Source organism: Pararhizobium sp. O133, assembly GCF_051669845.1.
Classification (GTDB): domain Bacteria; phylum Pseudomonadota; class Alphaproteobacteria; order Rhizobiales; family Rhizobiaceae; genus Pararhizobium.
On sequence record NZ_CP196428.1, the window covers coordinates 143,884 to 163,837 of the forward strand.

Genomic DNA, 19,954 nt, shown 5'->3' on the forward strand with positions numbered 1-19,954 from the left:
CCCGTTCAAACCCAAAACTTAAGTAGATCGATTGAAGGGACCTTGTAGCATGACGAGCAACCAACGTGAGATATCGGCGGCAAAGACCGGGGCTGAATCGCTTCTATTGGGTCTCAAGCGGAACGGCATCGATTATATTTTTGCGAATTCGGGAACAGATTTTCCACCAATCATTGAAGCCTTCGTTGCATTGGGGGAGGACCTGACTCCGCGACCCGTGACGGTTCCGCACGAAACCGCCAGTGTCGCGATGGCCCACGGATACTATCTTGTCACCGGCAAACCGCAGGCCACGATGGTTCACGTTAATGTCGGACTCGCCAACTCCGTAATGGGAGTGATCAACGCTGCGAGTGATAATATTCCCGTCGTTGTTCTCTCTGGGCGTACCCCGATCACCGAAAGCGGCCGTCAGGGTTCGCGGGTAACCCCCATTCAATATGGCCAGGAGATGTATAACCAGTCGTCCTTGGTCAGCGACATCACCAAGTTTAATTATGAGATGCGCTATGCCGAGCAGGGAGAATTGCTGGCGACGCGTGCAACGCGATTGGCTGGCAGCGAACCCCGTGGCCCGGTTTATATCAGCTTGCCGCGCGAGCCGCTGATGGACACCATCCCAGCTTCCGCAACGGCCGCGGCGCCCGCGCAGTCCGTGTCGTCGCCCGCCTATCCGGATCCGGAAGCCGTAGCCGCTGCCGCAGCCTGGCTCGCTGGTGCGGCTGCGCCGCTTATCATCTGCCAGCGTGGCGATCCTCATGGGCGACTAGCAACGGAAATCGTTCAACTAGCAGATGAGTTCGCAGTCCCGGTGGTCGAACCCTTCACGATTCGAAATGTCATGCCGTCGGATCATCCAATGTTTCTCGGTTATGACGTGAAGGCGCCTCTCGCGGAAGCTGATGTGGTGCTCGTTGTCGACAGCGCCGTTCCGTGGATGGAATCGTTGCATCGGCCGCGCGAGGGAACCCGGATCATCCATCTTGGAAGCGATCCGCATTTTCAGCGCATGCCTATCCGCAGCTACCGCAGCGACCTTGCTATCGTTAGCGATCCCGCCGCGGGCGTGGCGTCGATTTCCGCGGCAATGCGGGCGCTCGCCGTAAATGCCGATGGCCGACGAGATGAGTTCGTAGCTCGGGCCGTACAACGGCGCGAACGCGCCGAAGCTTTGTCGGCGCAGGGCTGCGCATCCCCGATGACGACAGAATGGATGAGCCGGTGCATCGCAGACGCGATGGATGATCGCGCCGTGGTGTTTTCCGAACTCGGGGTCGCCCCAGACGCCATGCGCCTGTGCGGGCCTAACCGGGTCTTTACCGTTCCTCACAGTGGCGGGCTCGGATGGGGGGTGCCTGCCGCCCTTGGGGCCCAGCTTGCTGATCGGGAGCGCTTGTGCATCGCGTGCGTTGGGGATGGTTCCTATATGTTCGCTAACCCGGTAGCATGTCACCAGATCGCAGAGGCGCTCGAACTGCCGATACTGACGATCATTAAGAACAACGGGATCTGGAACGCCGTTCGTCGTTCCGTCGTCAGCAGCTATCCGAACGGTGCTGCCGTAAGAGCCAATCGAATGCCGCTGATCGACCTTGAGCCCGCTCCCGACTATCTGCAGATCGCCTCCGCAAGCCGCGCTTATGTCGAGCGTATCGAGCACGGGCGCGATCTTCCCGCCGCGCTCGAACGAGCTATCGGGGTCATTCGCTCCGAGCGGCGGCAGGCGGTACTCGAGCTGCGGATTGCGGTGTCTGACAGGCAGTGATCGTGGGCCTCCCTAAAATCGCGATTGTGACGAAGAAATGATCAGTTCCAATAATTTGGATTGTCAATCGGCGCGAAATGTTGACCCCTTATCGGCGTCCAATATTCACCCCCCCTGAAGACGATCAGCGCTTGGCCTGCCCGGCGCTAGCCGGGGTTGCAGAGGGTAGGCCAAGTGCGGGTGATGGGTATCTTCGGCTTTAGCTTTGAGAGCGGTTCTTGAAGCGCCAGGACTCGTTTCCTGTTTCCACGATCTCGCAGTGATGGGTCAGGCGGTCGAGGAGTGCCGTCGTCATCTTGGCATCACCAAACACCGACGGCCATTCGCCGAAGGCAAGGTTCGTGGTGACGATGATCGAGGTGCGCTCGTAGAGCCTGCTGATCAGGTGGAAGAGGAGATGACCTCCGGCCTGCGCGAACGGCAGATAGCCGAGTTCGTAGAGGATGATGAAGTCGAGGCGCGTAAGGTAATCTGCCATGCGACCTTGCTTGCCGTTGCGGATGAGAGCACGGGCAATCGCGATGGCCAGATGGCTCTTGCCGGTTCCCGTGCCGCCGACGAGGACGACGTTGCGCTGGTCGGCCACAAAGGTGCCGGTAGCCAGTTCTCGGACCAGGGGTTCATTCACGGGCGTGTCGGCAAAGTCGAAGTCGTCGATGTCCTTGGCGAGTGGCAGTTTGGCTATGCTGAGCTGGTAGCAAATGGAGCGTGCCTGCTTCTCGGCGATCTCCGACTGCAGGAGATCACCGACGATGCGTGGCGGTTCGTGCTGCCGTTTGATGCCGTTGCCCATGACCTCGTCGTAGGCGCTTCGCATTCCGTAGAGCTTCAGCGTGCTCATCAGTTCGAGAACCTGCGTGCGTTCCATTAATTTGCCCTCCTGAGCCTGTCGTAATGGGCGCAGTCGTCGACCGGCTCATGGGCAAGCCGAAGCGCATCCGGGATTTGCAGGGGTGCAGCAGGAGCCGGATCGCGGCTTCGAGCCAGAGTGTTGATGATCAGCGAGGCCGAGCAGACGCTGTGATCGAGCGCTTCCTGGCAGGCAGCTTCAACGGCGGTAAGACCATCAGCAGGAACACATCCGAGTATGCTGACCATCTGCCGATCACCGTCATCGACGCTCTTCAGTCGCTTGCGAACCTTTTCCATCGCGGCAGGCAAAACCCATTCCCGGAACGGAGCGCCGTTGCGCAAGGCACCGGGTTTGCGAGCGAGGACAGGGACATAGTGCCAGGGATCATAGACGGTCTCGCCACGGTTGGTGTTCAGCGACCGTCACTCCATCCTGTTTGATGACGACCCGATCAGCATAGGCATGGACCTCGAGGGGCGGCCGACTGCAGTCGATAGAACCGAGTATTTGTTGTTGTCGAAGCGGACGGTGCAGGTTTTGGATACTGACGCTGGCACACAATGGAAGCCGTCGAACGGCCCCACATAGCGCACGAGGCAGCCGCGTTCGGCCTCGAACATCTGCCGGATCGTCTGTCCCGTCTGTTCGGGATGGCTATGGGCCTTGGCATAGGCAACGCATTTGTCGAGCAGCCAGACATTCAGTTCCTCCAGGCTTTTGACCCTGAGGCGTGGTGTGGAAGAACCGCTCGCGCACGAGGCCGACCTGGTTCTCGACCTGCCCATTCTCCCAGCGGGATGCTGGCGTGCAGGCTACGGGATGGACGAGATAATGGCTGCACATCTGCAGGAAGCGGCGATTGTAGAGCCGTTCCCTGCCGATAAACACGGACTCGACCGCCGTCTTCATGTTGTCGTAGATCCCGCGCGTGCAGGTGCCACGGAAGAAGTCGAAGGCCTTGTCGTGCGCGTCGAAGACCATCTCCTAGCTCTCACGCATATAGGCCCGCGCGAACATCATCCGGCTGTGGCAGAGCCGGACATCGGCGACCTTCACCGTCGTCGTCACGCCCTGGATCAGGACGATCTCATGGCTCCAGTCGAACTGATAGGCTTCACCAGGTGAATAATAGAGCGGCACGTAGGCTTCCGCCGTCACAGCACCCCGGTCCTTCGACCATCCCTTCGCATAGCGCCGGATCGCATCGTAGCTGCCGTCGTAACCCAACGCGCGAAGCTCTTCGTAAATCCGGATCAGCGTCAGCCGTTCGCGAGATGGCTTGCCTTCATTCGTCGCCAGAAAGCGCTCGATCTCAGCCTTCCAAGCCCCGGTCTTCGGAAGCGATTGCCGCTCTCGCTCGTAGGAAAAGTCAGTCTCATCAGATCGTAGTATCTTGCGGACCGTGTTGCGAGAAACATGCAGCTCCCGGACGATCTTCTTCACCGACCAGCCCTGAACATGGAAGGCTCGACGAACACGCGCAATCGTATCCACTCGCTGTAAGCTGCAGGTGCCCTTGTGACATTTCGTGGTACGACTATAGCTTTTCGCGGAGCGCCTCGTAAGGCGTCTTTCCATTGAAGGCTCCGTGCGGTCGATGGAAGTTGTAGAATTGCTCCCATTGGTCAAGTTTTGCTTCGAGATCGACGTCATCCTTGTAGCTGAGCAGCTGGTAGAATTCCTGCTGATCTGATCGGTGTGAGCGCTCGACCTTGCCATTCAACTGAGGGGTGCCTCGTCTGATATATGCGTGGCGAATGCCCTTGTCCTCGACGTGCCAGTGGAATTTGGTGCGCATTTCGCAAAAACGGGACAGTCGTTCCGCTAAGTCGCGGACAGCAATTTCACTAATTCTGGGACAGCATGATGGGGTCGGTTTCCGGTTGCCTGGTTGAAGTCATTTGCGATTGATTTCGCCGTTTTCGTCGCTGGTCAAGAGTGGCGGTGTTTTTTGCTTTCTCATGCTGTCCCCTTCGAGCCCGATGCGATGGGCATTGTGGATGATGCGGTCGAGAATGGCGTCGGCGATCGTCGGCTCTCCGATCATGGCGTGCCATTGAGCGATGGGGAGTTGCGCGGTGATCAGTGTGGATTTCCGGCGATAGCGTTCCTCGAAGATTTCCAGCAGATCGAGACGCTGCTGGTCGTTCAGTGTGTGAGTGCCCCAATCATCAAGGATCAGCAGTTGCACCCGCGCCAGCTTGTCGACGAGCCGCGGGAAGCGGCCATCGAGGCGCGCCAAACTGAGATCCTCGAACAGACGCGGCATGCGCAGATAGAGCACCGAATGGTCGAGCCTCGCCGCCTGCCGTCCGAAGGCACAGGCCAGCCAGGTCTTTCCCGTGCCGGTCTGCCCGGTGATGATCAGGTTCTCATGAGCCTTCAACCATGCGCCTTGGGCCAGCGACATCGTGTTGCGCCGATCGAGCCCTCGATGGGCAGCGAAGTCAATATTCTCGATGCAGGCATCCGCAAAACGCAATCTCGACGCGGCGAGCCGATTGGACAAACGTTTGTCAGCGCGGATGGCCGCTTCACGATCGAGCATCAGACCGAGCCACTCATCGCGACTGAGATCGTCGGGGCTATTCTGTTCAGCCAGTTCCCGGTAGGCGGTCGCCATTCCGCCAAGGCCGAGGGCCTGCATCTGGTCGAGGGTGGGATGTGTCAGCATGGGTTGGTTCCTTTCCTTCACTGATAATAGGAGCCGCCGCGGATGTTGGTGTGCGGCGGTGTCGGTTTGACGGGCTCTGCGGTGGGCCTTGCCCGATCGAGACCGGATTTGAGGATGGCGTTGACGGAGGAATAGGTAATCGCGTTGATCATCAGCGCCCGCTCGCAGGCCGCCTCCAGACGCTCCCGCTCATAGCGGCGTGCCAGGGAGAGAATGCCGAAGGCGGAGCGGTATCCCTGCTCGGGATGAGGTCGGTCGCGCATCAGCCGCTCGACCAGAATGGCGGTGTTGACGCCGATCGTCATCGCCTGTCGGATCAGGCTTGCGGGTGTCGTGTTCGCATAGCGCTGGTGCGCCTTGGGCATGTGCTCGTTGACGGTGACATGACCGGAGCGCTGCGAGCGGCGGACGTGGCTGGCGACCCGCTTGTGGTCGTAGAAGATCTCAACCACCCGGTGGGTGAGCCGAACATCCACGCGCCGACCGATCAGCCCATGCGGCGTCGAGTAGAAGGTTCTGTCGACCTCGACGTGGTAGTCGGGGTGGACCTTCGCCGATTTCCATTCCGCATATTCGAACGGTGTCGATGGCAATGGCGACAAGGCCGTACGTTCAATCTCCTCGAACATCTCCCGACGGCTCTTGCCGACATGGCGCATGGGCCGGTTGTTCAGGTCCTCCAGGAGAACGGCGATTGCGGCATTCAGATCGGCGAGGCTGAAGAAGCGCCTGTTGCGCAGCCGGGCCAGGATCCAGCGTTCGACGATCAGCACCGCACCCTCGACCTTTCCTTTGTCTCGGGGCTTGCGGCTTCGGGTCGGCAGGATCGTTGTGTCGTAATGCTCGGCCATGGCGGCAAAGGTCTGGTTGAGCGTCGGCTCGAACCACAGTGCCTTGACGACGCCCGCCTTCAGATTGTCGCAGACGATCGCCTTCGGCACGCCGCCGAAGAAGCTCAGCGCCCGGCACTGCCCCTCGATCCAGTCAGGCAGCTTTTGACTGAAGCTGGCATGGGCGAAGGTGAAGGATGACGCGCCCAGCACGGCCACGAAGATTTGCGCCTGGCGGATGACGCCGGTATCGGGGTCGATGACGGGCAAGGTGTGGCCGGCATAGTCGGTCTGCATCACCGCGCCCGCCACGTGACGATTGCGGAATGTCGCGCTCGTGCGGCGCTGGAATATGCCGAACCTGTCGCAGAACCAAGTGTAGCCATAACCGTCGGGGTGGGCACCTCGATATTCCTGCCAAAGCAGCGTCAGCGTCACGCCCTTGCGCTTCAGCTCGCGCGCGATCATCGGCCAATCCGGCTCGATCAGATCCTGCGGCGGACGGCCCACCCTCCGGAATAGAAGCCCTTCAAGCGCCGCATCATCGTCACAACCAGGCGGAAGCGGCCAGCCCCAAAGCCCTGCCTCTCGCGCTCGCAACAGATAGGTCGAAACCGAGGTCTTGCTGATCTTCAGCCGTTCCGACACCGCACGCACGGAAAGCCCATGCTCATGCGTCAGCCGCAGGATCGATCGTATGTCCTTCACGCTCGTTCGTCTCGCTTGCTTCCGTCTTGGCATGGCCCCTCTCAACCCAATGATGAGAGGGCAAAATGCCAGAACGGCGCTCCCGAGAACCGACCGTCATATCCGCCCCGAAAACTGTCCGGGAATTAGCGGAATCACTGTCCCGTATTTACTGAAATCGCTGTCCGCGAATTACCGGAATCGGTGTCCGTGATTTAGTGAAACACGCAGAATTTGGCTTGGAATTCGTGGCCGTTGTCGGTCCTGATCTCATGGATTCGGAACGGGAACTTCTCGATGATGTGGTCGACGAAGTCGATGGCGCTAGCCTGGGTGTGTTTCTCGTAGATTTTCAGAGCCCGCACCCTTGTCGCGTCATCAATGGCAGTGAACTGGAAGCGTCGAACCTTTTCACCGCACGCCCCTTTAAAAGTCAGGAACTTGACGTCCATCTGAATGTGGTGGCCGGGAACCTGCTTGTTGTAACGCTTGGTATGGACCTTGCGTAGGCGGGTGCCGCGCGGAAGGCGGTTGACGCCATTGCGTTTCAATATTCGGGAGACGGTTGCGTCTGATACCTTGATGCCGTGATACCGCGCCAGATACCAAACGATGCGCATGGGTCCGAGATAATATTTGCTCCGGAGATGGAGAACCTTCTCTTCGATCTCGATAGGCGTTCTGTTGGCGTGCCATTTAGGAATGGGCGGGTGATTCACCAAACCGGCGTCGCCGTGTTTCCGATAGGCTTCACGCCAACGGTAGAAGCTGCTGCGACCAATCCCAAAATACCGGCAGGTCTTCGCAACATGCCCAGTCTCGTCAGCATGCCGCAGAATGCGTAGCTTGCGCTGTATCTCGCGCTGATCCTTGTTCATGTGCATCTCCATCGTCCCAGAATTGGGAAGCTAATGGAAATGTCCCGCGAGTACCGACATATCTACAGGCTGTCGATGGCACCCGCCGTTGGCGAAGCCTCCTTCCCCTCCAGCTCCCGCGCCTCCATGACGAGGTGATGATTGATCCGTGACCAAAGGCCCATGGCCCGCCATTCATAAAAATACCGCTGCACCGTCGAACTGGGCGGAAAGTCCTTCGGCAGCATCCGCCACTGACAACCTGTCGACGCAATATAAAGAAGCGCGTTCACAACCTCGCGTAGATCGGTCTTGCGCGGCCGACCCAAACGCCGGGGAGCAGGCATGAAAGCCGCAACAAAATCCCATTCGCGATCCGTGACATCGCTTGCATATCGGGCCGTATGACGAACATAATTCTGCCGGGTGGTTTCAGTCCAAGCCATCGTGCTCTCCATCGAATCTTCGCAAATCCGATGAAATCACAACTGACTGAAATCACTCACATATTTTTGGGTCAGCCTCTCAGAGAGTTGCTGACTGCCCGCCGCGCTTTGGTCAAAGATCAGGTGACCGCGAAGACGCGGCTTGCTACTGCACGGAACCCGCTCGTGCGAGAACAGCTTGGCCGCCGCATTGAGGACATCGGTGCCGATATTCAAGCGCTTGATGAGGTCATTGCGCAGATCGCCAGGCAGCGAGGCACCCTTGAAGAGCGCATCCGCCGATTGATGACCATTCCGGGGATTGGTCGTCTGACCGCAACCACCATGCTGATCGACATGCCGGAGCTTGGGCACCTCGAGGGCAAGAAGATCACCGCTCTCGCCGGACTTGCGCCAATGACGCAGCAATCTGGAAAGTGGCAGGGCAAGGAGCGGATTACCGGCGGACGGTCATCCATTCGGCGCGCGATCTACATGCCCGCACTTGTCGCCATCCGTTTCAACCGAGACCTCCACGACAAGTATCAGCAGTTGCTAAAGGCCGGCAAAGCGAAGAAAGTCGCCATTACCGCCATCATGCGGCGCATCATCGTTCTTGCAAATACTTTGCTGCGTGAGAGGCGAGATTGGCTGCCTGATCGCCCTTGACCAAGACGGATACTCGACCGCCGGTCGAAGTGATGGTGGGTTTCATTGACGCTCATCGGGGCGCGCACGGGGTCGAGCCGATCTGCAGCCTTCTGCCGATTGCCCCGTCCACATATTACGATCATCTGGCGAGACGATCTGATCCGACACGGCTGTCAGTTCGTGCGCGCCGGGACGAAGCGTTACGTCCCGAGATCCGGCGCATCTTCGAGGAGAACTATCAGGTCTATGGGGTGCGCAAGGTTTGGCGGCAGTTGCGTCGCGAGGGCTTTTACGTTGCCCGCTGCACCGTTGGCAGATTGATGAAGGTCATGGGCATTCAAGGTATTATCAGAGGCAAGCCGCACAAGACGACGATCCCGGACAAAAAGCAGCCTTGCCCGATGGACAAGGTTAACCGCCAGTTCCAGGTGCCGGCGCCGAACATGCTATGGGTCAGCGATTTCACCTATGTCGCCACCTGGAGGGGCTTCGCTTATGTCGCCTTCGTCATCGACGCCTATGCCCGCAAGATTGTCGGCTGGCGCGTCAGCACCACGGCTCATGCGGGGTTCGTTCTCGACGCACTGGAACAGGCGGTTCACGACAGGCGTCCAGCAAAAGGTATGGGGCTGGTTCATCACAGCGACAGGGGTGCGCAATACCTGTCCATTCGCTACAGTGAGCGGCTCGCAGAAGCCGGGATCGAACCCTCGGTGGGCAGCGTTGGCGACAGCTATGACTGGCCGAAACAATCAACGGCCTTTTCAAGGCAGAGGTCATTCACCGGCGCGGACCATGGCGGAGCTTCGAAGCCGTCGAATATGCCACGCTGGAATGGGTCGACTGGTTTAACAACCGCCGCCTGCTCGAGCCAATCGGGAACATCCCGCCAGCCCAGGCAGAGGAGAACTTCTATGCAGCTCTGGAAACTGAAGCCATGGCCGCGTAACTAACCGTAATTAGCCTCCGGCAAACCCGGCGCGTGTGTGGATGCCCCCGACTTTGCAAGGGTTTTCTTCCGATTTCTTTTGCAGCATGTTGCTTCTATCGGTCGTGTGTCAGGCCTCTGATCGTGGCCTGCGCCACGGGGCCGGTATGCAGTTCGAAGAACAGGGGCCACATCGGTTCAAAGAGCTTTGTGCTCGAGCCCCGGGACTGGTTTACCCCGTCCTGAACATTGAAGTCCTTGCCGCATAGGTCGTCAGTCGATTTCCTTGCCGGGATCAAACGACCCCGAGACGTTCGCCGCTACCTCCTGTAGGAGGTGACGGTTCACGCCATTCGATAATCTTGCTCTCTTGTCATGATCGCCCATATGATCCGGGCCATCTTGTTGGCCAAGGCAACAGCCGCAACCATGCGAGGTTTGCGCCCGACAAGCTGTCCAAGCCAGTTGTCTGGCAAAATGCCCTTTCGGATGATCCAGCGAATCCGGCTCATAGCGCCGATAATCAGCAGTTTTCGGATATCGGACTGGCCCATTTTACTCACCCCGCCATGACGTTGCTTGCCACCCGTAGACCTCTGCCGTGGCACTATGCCGAGCCAGGCGGCAAAGTTCCTGCCGCTGGAAAACGTGCGCAGATCCGGAGCAAACGCCATTACTGCACCGGCCGTCACTGGTCCCACACCTGGCACCGTGCAGAGACGCCGCATCTCAAGGGTTTCTTTTATAGCGCCTCTCAGCCTGAGGGTCAGGCCATCGATCTTGGCCGTAAGCAGGGCAATCTGATCAAGGTAAAGTTGGGCCATCTCCCTGACGCTGTCCGGGATCTGGATGGTCTCGTCCTCCAGCAGGGCCGCTGCTTGCTTGAGATGGGTTGGCCCTTGCGGAAAGACCAGACCGAACTCGGCTAAGTGACCCCGCAGCGCATTGATCAGTTGCGTACGCTGGCGAACAAAGCACTGGTGGGTTCGGAAAACTACAGCGCGCGCTTGATGCTCGGCGCTCTTCACAGCAACACAATGCATGTTCGGGCGCAATACCGCTTCAGCAATTGCCGCAGCATCTGCCGCGTCATTCTTCTGCCGCTTGACTAATCACGAGGTCGTCGTAATGCGGAGGAGCGCGGCCTGATCGGCGGATTTTCGCTGTTTTCCGATCGGCTTGCTTTGCATTATTCGGTGCCGAACCTCTGCGGGTCAATCGACCAACAGAGGACTCGCCAATGCCCTATATCCGTCACGAACTAATTGCCGCACTCAATTCCTCCCTTATCAGTCAGCGATACAGCCCGGTCGTGGTGAGGAATTACTGCACCTACGCATCTGGATTTCTCGATTATCTGGGACAGCGGGGCATCCTGGTCGCAGACGTGATCGACGTGCAGGTAGAGCAATACCTGCGGCACGCGATCGTAAAGTTCGAAAAGGAGCGTGGTCGACGTCCCGGCGCACGCTGGCACGAGGTTCCGCGCTCCGGAATTCATGCGCTGTTGCGACTTGCTCACGGTCAATGGCCGCCAGCAATCGAGCCTATCTGCGCGGCCGATGTGGCCCGATTTGCAGTTTGTGACGAATACGAAATCTGGCTGCGTGAGGAACGCGGGTTGGCTCGCTCCAGCGTCGCAGCGCTGATGTGGGAAGCCCGGAACTTTCTTGCCTGGCAGATCGATTACGGAAGCGGCGGCTTGGCGGGGCTGAGCGTCGTTGACGTAGACCGTTACATGGATCTGCGCGCGCCGAAACTGACGCGCTGCTCGCTGAAGTCTGTCGCAGAGCGGCTTCGCTCGCTGCTGCGATATCTCCACATCACGGGTCGCGTCACAACGGACCTGTCAGGGCATGTGATAGCTCCGACGCTTTATGCATATGAAGGAGTGCCCTCAATCCTGGAGCGAGACCAGATCGCCGCGGTGCTGGAAACCGCGAGGGCGGACAAGACGCCAGCGGGGCTGCGGGACCATGCAATCCTGCAACTCCTTGCAACATATGGGCTACGGTCTGGAGAGATCCGCAATCTGCGGATCGAGGACATCGACTGGCGGACGGAAGCCATCCATGTTCGCCACCACAAGACGCGGGCCAGCACATCGCTGCCCCTGATGGAGCCGGTCGGTGAAGCGTTGCTTGCTTATCTGCGTTCCGGGCGGCCCGTGACGGACGCCAGGGAAATCTTCCTCCGCACGCGCGCGCCCTATCGCAAGCTCGACAAGCTTTACAGCGTGGTTCGCCGGTGGCTCCGTGACGCTGGTGTCCAACCGCCTGGTAAGTGTGGACCCCATATCTTCCGCCATGCGCGCGCTGTTGAGATGTTGCGGGTCGCGGTGCCTCAAAAGGTCATCGGCGACGTGCTGGGGCACCGTTCGACGGGATCGACGGCTCCCTACCTCAAGCTCGCCACCGAGGACCTCAGGGCCATTGCGCTTGACGTGCCGGGAATGGAGGTGCTGGCATGACCGCCCGCTGGCCCGATCCCGACCGCGCGATCATTGACCGCCATGTCGCGATCCTTGATCTGCACAGCATGAAAAGCCGAGCCTGTTATCGGCAGGTCCTGCATGGCTTCCAGGATGTGGCCGAACGTTACGATGCACTCGGTCAGGAAGTGCTGATTGCGTGGCTGCGTAAATCGGCCGAATGCTGGGCAGCGACGACGCGGCTACACCGCACCCGCATCATTGACCGGTTCCTCGAACGCCTGGTGGAAATCGGCGCGATCGAACGCAATCCCGTCACCGCTCTGCGAGATGCGTGCAATATCAAGCAGTGCATGCCCATCTGGCGGGCATTGGCGTCGCGGGATCCGGAACAGGCTCTCGCCGAACTGCGCCAGCCCAGGCCGTTCGGCAGCGTGCTGGGCGAAATGATGGCTGAGCATGTCGCGATGATGCGGCGCAGAGGATACAAATACACTTCGCAGCCCCTGTTGCTCTTGCGGTTCGACCGGTTCCTGCAGCTGCATCCGGGACCGGAGGCCGAACCGCTGAGCGCCATGGTTGATCGATGGGCGGCAACGAATGTCACGCGTCACCAAGTGGAGGAATGCGAAAAGCTCAAACGCGTCTTTGCGAAAATCCTTCGTCACCGCGACCCGTCGATACCTGTGCGGCGACCGGACCCGAGACCGAGGAAGGAGGCGGCCAGGCAATGGCGAAAGGCTCATATCTACTCGCCTGCCGACGTGCGGCGGATGCTCGAGGTTGCCCGCACCTATCCGTCTCCACGGGTGCCGCTTCGGCCGCTGAGCATGTACACAATGCTGCTGCTGGCCTATTGCGCAGGCTTGCGGCGCGGCGAGCTTGCCCGGCTCGATCTTGGTGACGTTGACCTGCGGGACGGTACGGTAACCGTCCGGCAGACCAAGTTCTTCAAGACTCGGATACTGCCGCTTCCCGACAGCGTTGTAGTCGAGCTTCGCGCCTACGTCGATGCACGGCGTCGTGCCGGTGGATCACAGGACGCGCGCTCCGGCTTGTTCTGGCACGAGCGAGGCGACGGTCACTACACGCCGGAAATGATCACGTGGTTGCTCTCTGACGTCATACGTCGCGCTGGGTTGAAGCCATTGCGAGGAAAAGCGGGCCCTCGCGTTCATGACCTGCGCCACTCGATGGTCGTGAACAGAATCCTGGAATGGTACCGGACGGGCATCAACCCGCAGGATCGCCTGCCGTTCCTCGCGACCTATCTCGGCCATAGGGATATCAACTCTACATTGGTCTACATCACCGTCACGCAGGAGCTGCTGCATTACGCGAATGAGCGGTTCCGGGCAGTTGGCGCACCGTGCCTCAGCATGGGGCAGGAGATGCGGCCATGAGCAAGGTTGACCGGTTCCCGGCCCTGCTGCGCGCGTTCTTCTACGAATGGCTGGTCGAGCAGCGCAACGCATCCATCCATACAGTCCGATCATACCGCGATACCTGGCGGTTGTTGCTCCGGTTCGTCGCCCAGCGTACTGGGAAGAAGGTGGCTATGATCACGCTGGCCGATCTGGCCGCCAGCGAGGTCGCCGCGTTCCTCAGTCACGCCGAACATGACCGTGGCGGTACGATCGGCACGCGCAACTGCCGGCTTGCGGCGATCCGCAGCTTCTTCCACTTCGTGGCCACAAGGGATCCTGGATCGATCGCGCAATGCGTGGAAATCCTCAACATACCGATCAAGCGCGCTCCGGTGTCGGAACCGAGCTATCTGGATCCGGCGGAAGTGACGGCGATCCTCGCTCAGCCAGATCGTTCGACCATTGAGGGCATGCGGGATCATGCGCTGCTCTCGTTCCTCTACAACAGCGGCGCACGAATACAGGAAGCGCTCGACCTTTGCCCAGAAGCAATCCGGTTCGAAAGCCCGAGTTGCGTGCGTTTGACCGGTAAGGGACGGAAGGAACGTATCTGTCCGCTCTGGCCAGAAACCGTGATGTTGCTGCGGAAACTGCTTGAACGGCAACCACGGGCGCCCGACCAGCGGCTGTTCGTCAACCGCTATGGCGAGCCGCTCAGCGCCTCCGGGGTCCGGTTCAAGCTCGCCGCCTACGTGAAGGCGGCGGCCGAAACCATGCCAACGCTGCGTGCCAAGCACGTAACGCCACACGCCTTCCGGCACGCCACCGCCGTGCACCTCATCTCGGCCGGCGTCGACATTACGGTCATCCGAAGCTGGCTCGGTCATGTCAGCCTCGACACGACCAACCACTATGCCAGGGCCAATCTGGAAACGAAGCGGAAAGCCCTGGAAAAGGTCGCCGTTCCAGCCACACCCGGCAGCCAGCCATCCTGGAAGCGCGATGCCAGCGTGCTCGCCTGGCTCGACACACTCTGAAATAATGCGGAGGAACATCGACAAGAACGGCGAAAATCCGCCGATCAGGCCGCGCTCCTCCGCATTACGACGACCTCGTGATTAGTAAAGTTATGCTCACCTCGCCATAACTTGACGAAAGGCTTTACATAAATAGGCGGAATCAGCCTGACATCGTGGCCGCTGCTCTGCGCGACGCGGCCCCAATAGTGGCTGGTCGCGCACGCTTCCATTGCCACAATGCATGGCTCCTGCGTATCAAGCACCTGCATCAGCTTCGCGCGGGAAACCGTACGGTTAAATAGAACCGCCCCACCCCGATCAGTGCCACAGATCTGAAAGCTTCGTTTGGCGAGGTCAATTGCCAAAATATGCACGTTAGACATGGTCTCCTCCTTCAAATGCGCCACCCTGGCGCGGATGACATCATACGATGCCAGGCGAAGGGGCATCCACCGCATCAGTTCAGAGAACGGCGTGCTGACGCTTTCGGTCGGCGGTCAGGGACCTCATCACGACATGGTCGCGCTCTCCGGCGCGCTCAACTTGGCGCCCGAGAAAATCCGCGTCCTCAACCCGATGATGGGAGGAGCTTTCGGCGGCAAGGAGGACTTGAACGTCCAGCTGCCCCTTGCGCTGGCGACCTTCAAGACCGGCCGTCCGAGCCGCCTCATGTATGACCGCGAGGAATCGATCCGCGTTGGCGTAAAGCGGCACGGCTATCAGGTTGCCTACGAGGTGGGAGCAGCCGCCGACGGCACGCTTCTGACCGCGAACATCTCGCTCCTGTCGGATGCGGGCGCCTATATGACCTACAGTCCGGTCGTGCTGTCACAGTCGGTCGAGCATTGCACTGACCCCTACCGCTTCAAGGCGGTGAAGGTCGACGCCAAGGCGATTTATACCAACAACGGTGTAGCCTCGGCTTTCCGCGGCGTGGGCGCTCCGCAGGTCCTACCAGGCATAGAACAGGCCGTGGACGACATTGCCCGCGCGACCGGGATTTCGCCCTTCGAAGTTCGCCGCCGAAACCTCCTGCGCAAGGGCGACAAGGCGGGTCCTGGTTTCCCAATGGCCGAAAACCCGATCCTCGCACCGCTGCTCGATGCGGCCGAAGCCGGCTCGCTCTGGAGTGGGCGCGAGGCCTTCAAGGCGGCCGCCAGTCCCTTTGCCGCGCGGGGGGTCGGTGTTTCCTCGGTATGGTATAGTTTCGGCCTGGGCTCGGGCGCTGAAGCGGGGGCGACGGTGCGCCTGACCCGTCGGGCAAGCGGCCGCTACCTCCTGGAACTCGGCGTCCCCGATGTCGGAAACGGCAATCTCACTTCGTTCATGATGATCGCCGCCGAGCATCTGGCCTGCACCCTCGAAGACATCGATTACATCATGGGTGACAGCTTCGGGCCGAACTCTGGCGCGACACACGGTTCGCGCACGACCTATGTGGTTGGCAATGCCGTTGCCAAGACCGCCAAGGAACTGCGCGCCAAGATCGCCGCCGCCGGCCACAACGATGATCTCGTGGTCGAGGCATCGTTCATCCCCGAGCAGACCGAGCAGTTCGTCTTCGGCATGCCTCACATCGCCTACAACTACCTGGTCCAGGTCATGGGCATCGAGGTCGATCGGTTAACCGGCGAGGTCAGCGTCCTGGAGGTCGAGAACTATGTCGAGACTGGCCGCATGATCCATCCACAAAACATCGAGGGCCAGATAGAGGGGGCATTCGTCCAGGGCCTGGGCTTCGCACTCTACGAGGATCTGATCCTTCAGGCCGGCAAGGTGATGAACCCGTCGCTGACGAACTACGTCATCCCCAGCATCCGTGACACCCCCATCAAGATGACCACGCGGCTGTTCGAACATCCAGACGTGACTAACCCCCTGGGCGTTCGCGGCCTGGGCGAGATCGGCCTGCCGGTCGTCCCCTGCAGCGTGGCCAACTCCATCTACGATGCGATCGGCCACCGCTTCGCAAAATTCCCCATCAGCCCTGAAGCCGTCCTGTCTGCGCTCAAAGGAGAGGAGTGAGAAATGATCAAGTTCGTCGTTAATGGCGTGGACAAGACCCTGTCCGCCGATCCGCGCACTCCGCTTCTGGAGGTCTTGCGTGAAGACCTGGGCCTGACCGGCACGAAATATGGCTGCGGCGAGGGCGAGTGCGGCGCCTGCACCGTCATCGTGAACGGCAAGACGATCTGCTCTTGCCTCGCCTTAGCCGGCGCCGTCGAAGGGAATGAGATCACCACAATCGAGGGCATAGGAAATGATCCGGTCGGTGTCTCCCTCGCCATTAACCTCGCAAACGAGGGGGGTGTGCAATGTGGGTTCTGCACGCCGGGGTTCGTGATGCAGGGTTGGAGCGCGGTCACTTCGGGCGAGGTTAGATCCGAAGAGGACCTGCGCGATGCCCTTGGCGGCAACCTATGCCGCTGTACCGGATATTCGAAGATCCTGACGGCGATGCAAAAGAGCGTGAACGACTCTCCTGGATCTCCGCTTTCCGCGCGGCTCGGCTCCGGCACAGCCACGAGTTTGCAAATGGACGGTTACTGGCGGCCGGCCTCGCTGGCCGAACTGCGCAGCGGTCTGGCCGCACAGGTGGCACCATATCGCTTCGCCGCGGGCTACACTGACCTGATGGTGCAGGAACAGCACCACCTGAAGGATTTGACGCTGATAGACTTGGCGGCTGTTTCCGAGTTGCGCGGGATCCGTGAAGACGAGACCTACATCAGCATCGGCGCCATGACCTGCTGGACCGATATCATTCATTCGCCCGAAATCGCTGCCCATTCGCCGGTTCTGGCCATGGCAGCGCGCGAGATCGGCGCGATGCAGATCCAGAACCGGGCAACGATCGGCGGCAATATCTCCAATGCTTCGCCTGCTGCCGACGGCCTGCCGCCGCTTTATGCCTATGACGCCGAGATCCTCTGTATGGGGCCGCAGGGCGAGCGCGCGGTTCCCATTGCCGATTTCGTACAGGGCCCGCGGCGGGTGGCTCTGGAACCAGGCGAGTTCATCGCCGAGATACGAATCCCCAAGGCTGGAGACCGGCGCGCAGAGCAGTTTTTTTTCGAGAAACGCGGCCCGCGCAAGGCGCAGACCATCTCGAAGGCGTCAGTGGCCTATCACGCATGGACCGGTGCCGACGGCGCGCGCCAGGTGCGCATCGCGATTGGCGCGGTGGCGCCCACAGTGTTGCGCGTGCCGGAAGCCGAGCGCCTGCTCGCGGCGGGCGGAGATCGCGAGGAAGCTGCCGCCGCCCTGATGGCGGCCGCCCGTCCGATCACCGACATCCGCTCGACTGCGGAGTATCGGCGCGACCTCGTCGGGGGACTTCTCCTGCACGGCCTTGCACGGGCAACTGCCAACTGACCGGCGTCCCACGCGTGCCTTGGCCAGTTGGGCAGGGCAGGCTTCACAGATCAAGGAACGATGAAATGTTCGGAGCGGGCATGGAAGCTCTCCTCGGCGGAGCGATTATCGGTGGGGCTGCCGGGGCGGGGATAGCATCCCTTCTCCGCTATCGTCTCGCCTCGGGCGTGTCGCGGGCCGAGCCGGTGGCGACGGAAGAACGCCCTCCGGCCGAGGCCGACGTCGTGGTGATCGGCGCGGGGGTGGCGGGGCTCGCGACCGCGCTTTATCTTAACGAACATGGCATGAAGGTGCTGGTTCTGGAGAAGGGCGTGGTCGCCGGCGAGCAGTCCAGCCGCGCCTTCGGCTGGATCTATTCCAATGGCTGGCACCCGGAGAAGCTGGAACTGGCCAACCAGGCCAAGCGTCTCTGGGAAGGCTATGCCGGGCGTTTCGGCGAGGACATTGGCTATCGCCGGACAGGGAATTTCTCCCTCATCAATTCGGAAGAGGAGATGGAGGCGCATAAGGCTTGGCTCTCCGAGGCCAAGCAAGCCGATCCTTCGATTACCTCGCGCATCGTGACCGGCGAGGAACTCGACCGTCTCCTGCCAGGGCTTCAAGACCGCTATCTCGGCGCGCTCTATCAGGACAGCGATGGCACGATCGAGCCACAGTACACGATCTCACGTCTGGCGCGTGGAGCCCAGCGCGAGGGGGTGACGATATGTGCGCCCTGCGCGGTACGGCAAATTGAGCTCGCCGGCGGACAGGTCGCAGCGGTGGAAACCGAACACGGAACCATCCGCTGCAAAACGGTGGTGATCGCCGCCGGTGCCTGGAGCTCGCTTCTGGTACGCCAGCTGGGCGTCCGGCTGCCTCAACTCGGCATCTGCACCACGATGCAGCGGCTGTCATCGGTCGCCGGCCCGGCGGGCGCGGGTTATGGTCGCGACTTCACCTGGCGCCGCCATGCGGACGGCCAGTATTCGATGGGCGGGTTGCGCCATGTCTCGCCGCTCACGCTCGACAGCTTTCGCTTCCTGCGCGACTTCATGCCGGCTATGGGGCACGCCCGTTCGATGCTGAAGCTGCGCTTCGGCGGCGATTTCTGGACGTCGTTTGGAGAGAGAGCATCAAGCCGAACAGATGCGGCTTCTGTCTTCGAGCATGTCCGAATTCTGAGCGCCCGTGTCGACCGCAAGGAAAACGGCACCATCCGCGCGAATGCGACGCGTGCATTCCCCGCGCTGGCCTCGGCACGGGTGGTCGACAGTTGGGGTGGCGTCATCGACGCCACGCCGGATTCCACCCCGGTCATCTCGGACGTGGCCAACACCCCCGGAGTTTTCCTCATCACCGGCTTTTCAGGCAATGGGCTTTCGGTCGCCCCCGCTGCCGGGCAGATGCTTGCGGCGATGATCGCCGGCGTCAAACCAGTCTGCAACCCGGCAATCTATCGCCTCCAACGGTTTCGCGACGGCTCGCCCTTCGTCTTCCGCCACTGACGACCGAAACACAACTGGCACGAGCGGTCCGGCCCCGCCGCGACTGAATGCTTGCAGGTCGCACCTTCGGCGGCTAATACGACCTTTACTAGTCGGAGTGAACTATTGTCCCGGGACAAAAATCAGATCACGACATATGCTTTCCTGGCATTTTGGCTGCATCGTCTGTCCGCCGAAGTGATCAAGCGTTTTGAATCGGCTCTCAGCGTCTATGGCGTGACGGTCGCACAGTGGAATATCCTTCTCCTGCTGAACAGCCACGACTCCAACTCGCCGCGCACGATTTCGGACCTTGCGGGTGTTGATGCAGGAGCAGTCAGTCGCACTATCGACCGGCTGTGCAGCAAGGGCCTGGTCGAGAGAATCTATGATCAGGAAGACGGCCGATCGGTCCGTATTGCGCTGACGCCCGCGGGGCAGGCCCTCATCGAGCCGACGCTGAAGATCGCAATCGAGCAGGATCTTTACTGGACGCAGCAGATGAAGAACATCACGCGCGAGGAGTTGGCGGATCTTTTCCAGAACTTGTTGGCGTCGGACGTTTTGAAGGAAAAACTCGTTCCCTCAAAGATCATCAGCCGCGACAGCCGTCCCGGTTAATAACC

The 19,954-nt window shown here is 60.4% G+C and carries 13 protein-coding genes, 6 pseudogenes and 1 other annotated feature; of the genes and pseudogenes, 10 read left to right on the forward strand and 9 right to left on the reverse strand.

Features of this window, described 5'->3' with window-relative positions:
- Positions 1-49: 49 nt before the first annotated feature.
- Positions 50-1,765 carry a thiamine pyrophosphate-requiring protein gene (locus ACST81_RS25520; RefSeq protein WP_269704289.1) on the forward strand — a complete coding sequence of 572 codons (1,716 nt, stop codon included), beginning with the start codon at positions 50-52 and terminating at the stop codon, positions 1,763-1,765.
- 199 nt (positions 1,766-1,964) lie between these two features.
- On the opposite strand, the gene ACST81_RS25525 is transcribed toward ACST81_RS25520, so the two are convergent.
- From ACST81_RS25525 to ACST81_RS25555, 7 genes and pseudogenes are all read right to left on the reverse strand, one after another.
- Positions 1,965-2,633, reverse strand: coding sequence for an ATP-binding protein (locus tag ACST81_RS25525; RefSeq protein ID WP_269704287.1), 669 nt, complete (start codon positions 2,631-2,633; stop codon positions 1,965-1,967).
- Between the two features lie 5 nt (positions 2,634-2,638).
- Positions 2,639-4,112, reverse strand: a pseudogene (istA, locus tag ACST81_RS25530) (IS21 family transposase); the annotation flags it as partial.
- 43 nt (positions 4,113-4,155) lie between these two features.
- A pseudogene (locus ACST81_RS25535) lies at positions 4,156-4,419 on the reverse strand (integrase core domain-containing protein); the annotation flags it as partial.
- A gap of 96 nt (positions 4,420-4,515) precedes the next feature.
- On the reverse strand, positions 4,516-5,292 hold the full coding sequence (gene istB, locus ACST81_RS25540; protein ID WP_269704284.1) for an IS21-like element helper ATPase IstB: 777 nt from the start codon (positions 5,290-5,292) through the stop codon (positions 4,516-4,518).
- A gap of 17 nt (positions 5,293-5,309) precedes the next feature.
- Positions 5,310-6,863 carry an IS21 family transposase gene (gene istA, locus ACST81_RS25545; RefSeq protein ID WP_269704282.1) on the reverse strand — a complete coding sequence of 518 codons (1,554 nt, stop codon included), beginning with the start codon at positions 6,861-6,863 and terminating at the stop codon, positions 5,310-5,312.
- 176 nt (positions 6,864-7,039) lie between these two features.
- Positions 7,040-7,687, reverse strand: a pseudogene (locus ACST81_RS25550) (helix-turn-helix domain-containing protein); the annotation flags it as partial.
- A gap of 68 nt (positions 7,688-7,755) precedes the next feature.
- A pseudogene (locus tag ACST81_RS25555) lies at positions 7,756-8,112 on the reverse strand (transposase); the annotation flags it as partial.
- A 30-nt stretch (positions 8,113-8,142) separates the two neighbouring features.
- On the opposite strand from ACST81_RS25555, the gene ACST81_RS25560 reads away from it, so the two are divergent.
- Both ACST81_RS25560 and ACST81_RS25565 read left to right on the forward strand, forming a co-directional pair.
- Positions 8,143-8,760 carry a transposase gene (locus ACST81_RS25560; protein WP_269704333.1) on the forward strand — a complete coding sequence of 206 codons (618 nt, stop codon included), beginning with the start codon at positions 8,143-8,145 and terminating at the stop codon, positions 8,758-8,760.
- Positions 8,752-8,867, forward strand: a sequence feature (AL1L pseudoknot). It overlaps the preceding gene by 9 nt.
- Positions 8,775-9,691: pseudogene (locus ACST81_RS25565) on the forward strand (IS3 family transposase); the annotation flags it as partial. (Overlaps the previous feature by 93 nt.)
- 323 nt (positions 9,692-10,014) lie before the next feature.
- On the opposite strand, the pseudogene ACST81_RS25570 reads toward ACST81_RS25565, so the two are convergent.
- A pseudogene (locus tag ACST81_RS25570) lies at positions 10,015-10,779 on the reverse strand (IS110 family transposase); the annotation flags it as partial.
- A 131-nt stretch (positions 10,780-10,910) separates the two neighbouring features.
- Between ACST81_RS25570 and ACST81_RS25575 the strand changes: the two are divergent.
- From ACST81_RS25575 to ACST81_RS25585, 3 genes are read left to right on the forward strand one after another with little or no spacing between them, the layout of a single operon-like run.
- Positions 10,911-12,140, forward strand: coding sequence for a site-specific integrase (locus tag ACST81_RS25575; protein WP_269704327.1), 1,230 nt, complete (start codon positions 10,911-10,913; stop codon positions 12,138-12,140).
- Positions 12,137-13,504 (forward strand): tyrosine-type recombinase/integrase, encoded by a 1,368-nt coding sequence (locus ACST81_RS25580; RefSeq protein ID WP_269704329.1) that lies wholly within the window; start codon positions 12,137-12,139, stop codon positions 13,502-13,504. Before ACST81_RS25575 ends, ACST81_RS25580 begins: the two co-directional genes overlap by 4 nt.
- Positions 13,501-14,505, forward strand: coding sequence for a site-specific integrase (locus tag ACST81_RS25585; RefSeq protein WP_269704331.1), 1,005 nt, complete (start codon positions 13,501-13,503; stop codon positions 14,503-14,505). The genes ACST81_RS25580 and ACST81_RS25585 overlap by 4 nt, the downstream gene beginning before the upstream one ends.
- Positions 14,506-14,549: 44 nt before the next feature.
- Here ACST81_RS25585 and ACST81_RS25590 read toward each other — a convergent pair whose 3' ends face one another.
- Positions 14,550-14,870, reverse strand: coding sequence for a hypothetical protein (locus ACST81_RS25590; RefSeq protein ID WP_269704278.1), 321 nt, complete (start codon positions 14,868-14,870; stop codon positions 14,550-14,552).
- A 91-nt stretch (positions 14,871-14,961) separates the two neighbouring features.
- Here ACST81_RS25590 and ACST81_RS25595 point away from each other — a divergent pair, with 91 nt between their 5' ends.
- The 4 genes from ACST81_RS25595 (at position 14,962) to ACST81_RS25610 (ending at position 19,949) form a co-directional block, all read left to right on the forward strand.
- A complete protein-coding gene (locus ACST81_RS25595; RefSeq protein ID WP_438754633.1) occupies positions 14,962-16,512 on the forward strand; it encodes a xanthine dehydrogenase family protein molybdopterin-binding subunit in 1,551 nt (516 codons plus the stop codon).
- A 3-nt stretch (positions 16,513-16,515) separates the two neighbouring features.
- On the forward strand, positions 16,516-17,862 hold the full coding sequence (locus tag ACST81_RS25600) for an FAD binding domain-containing protein (protein ID WP_269704272.1): 1,347 nt from the start codon (positions 16,516-16,518) through the stop codon (positions 17,860-17,862).
- A gap of 80 nt (positions 17,863-17,942) precedes the next feature.
- Positions 17,943-19,349 carry an NAD(P)/FAD-dependent oxidoreductase gene (locus ACST81_RS25605; RefSeq protein ID WP_269704269.1) on the forward strand — a complete coding sequence of 469 codons (1,407 nt, stop codon included), beginning with the start codon at positions 17,943-17,945 and terminating at the stop codon, positions 19,347-19,349.
- Between the two features lie 51 nt (positions 19,350-19,400).
- Positions 19,401-19,949: a MarR family winged helix-turn-helix transcriptional regulator gene (locus tag ACST81_RS25610; RefSeq protein ID WP_438754635.1), complete on the forward strand. Its 549-nt coding sequence runs from the start codon at positions 19,401-19,403 to the stop codon at positions 19,947-19,949.
- Positions 19,950-19,954 lie beyond the last annotated feature (5 nt).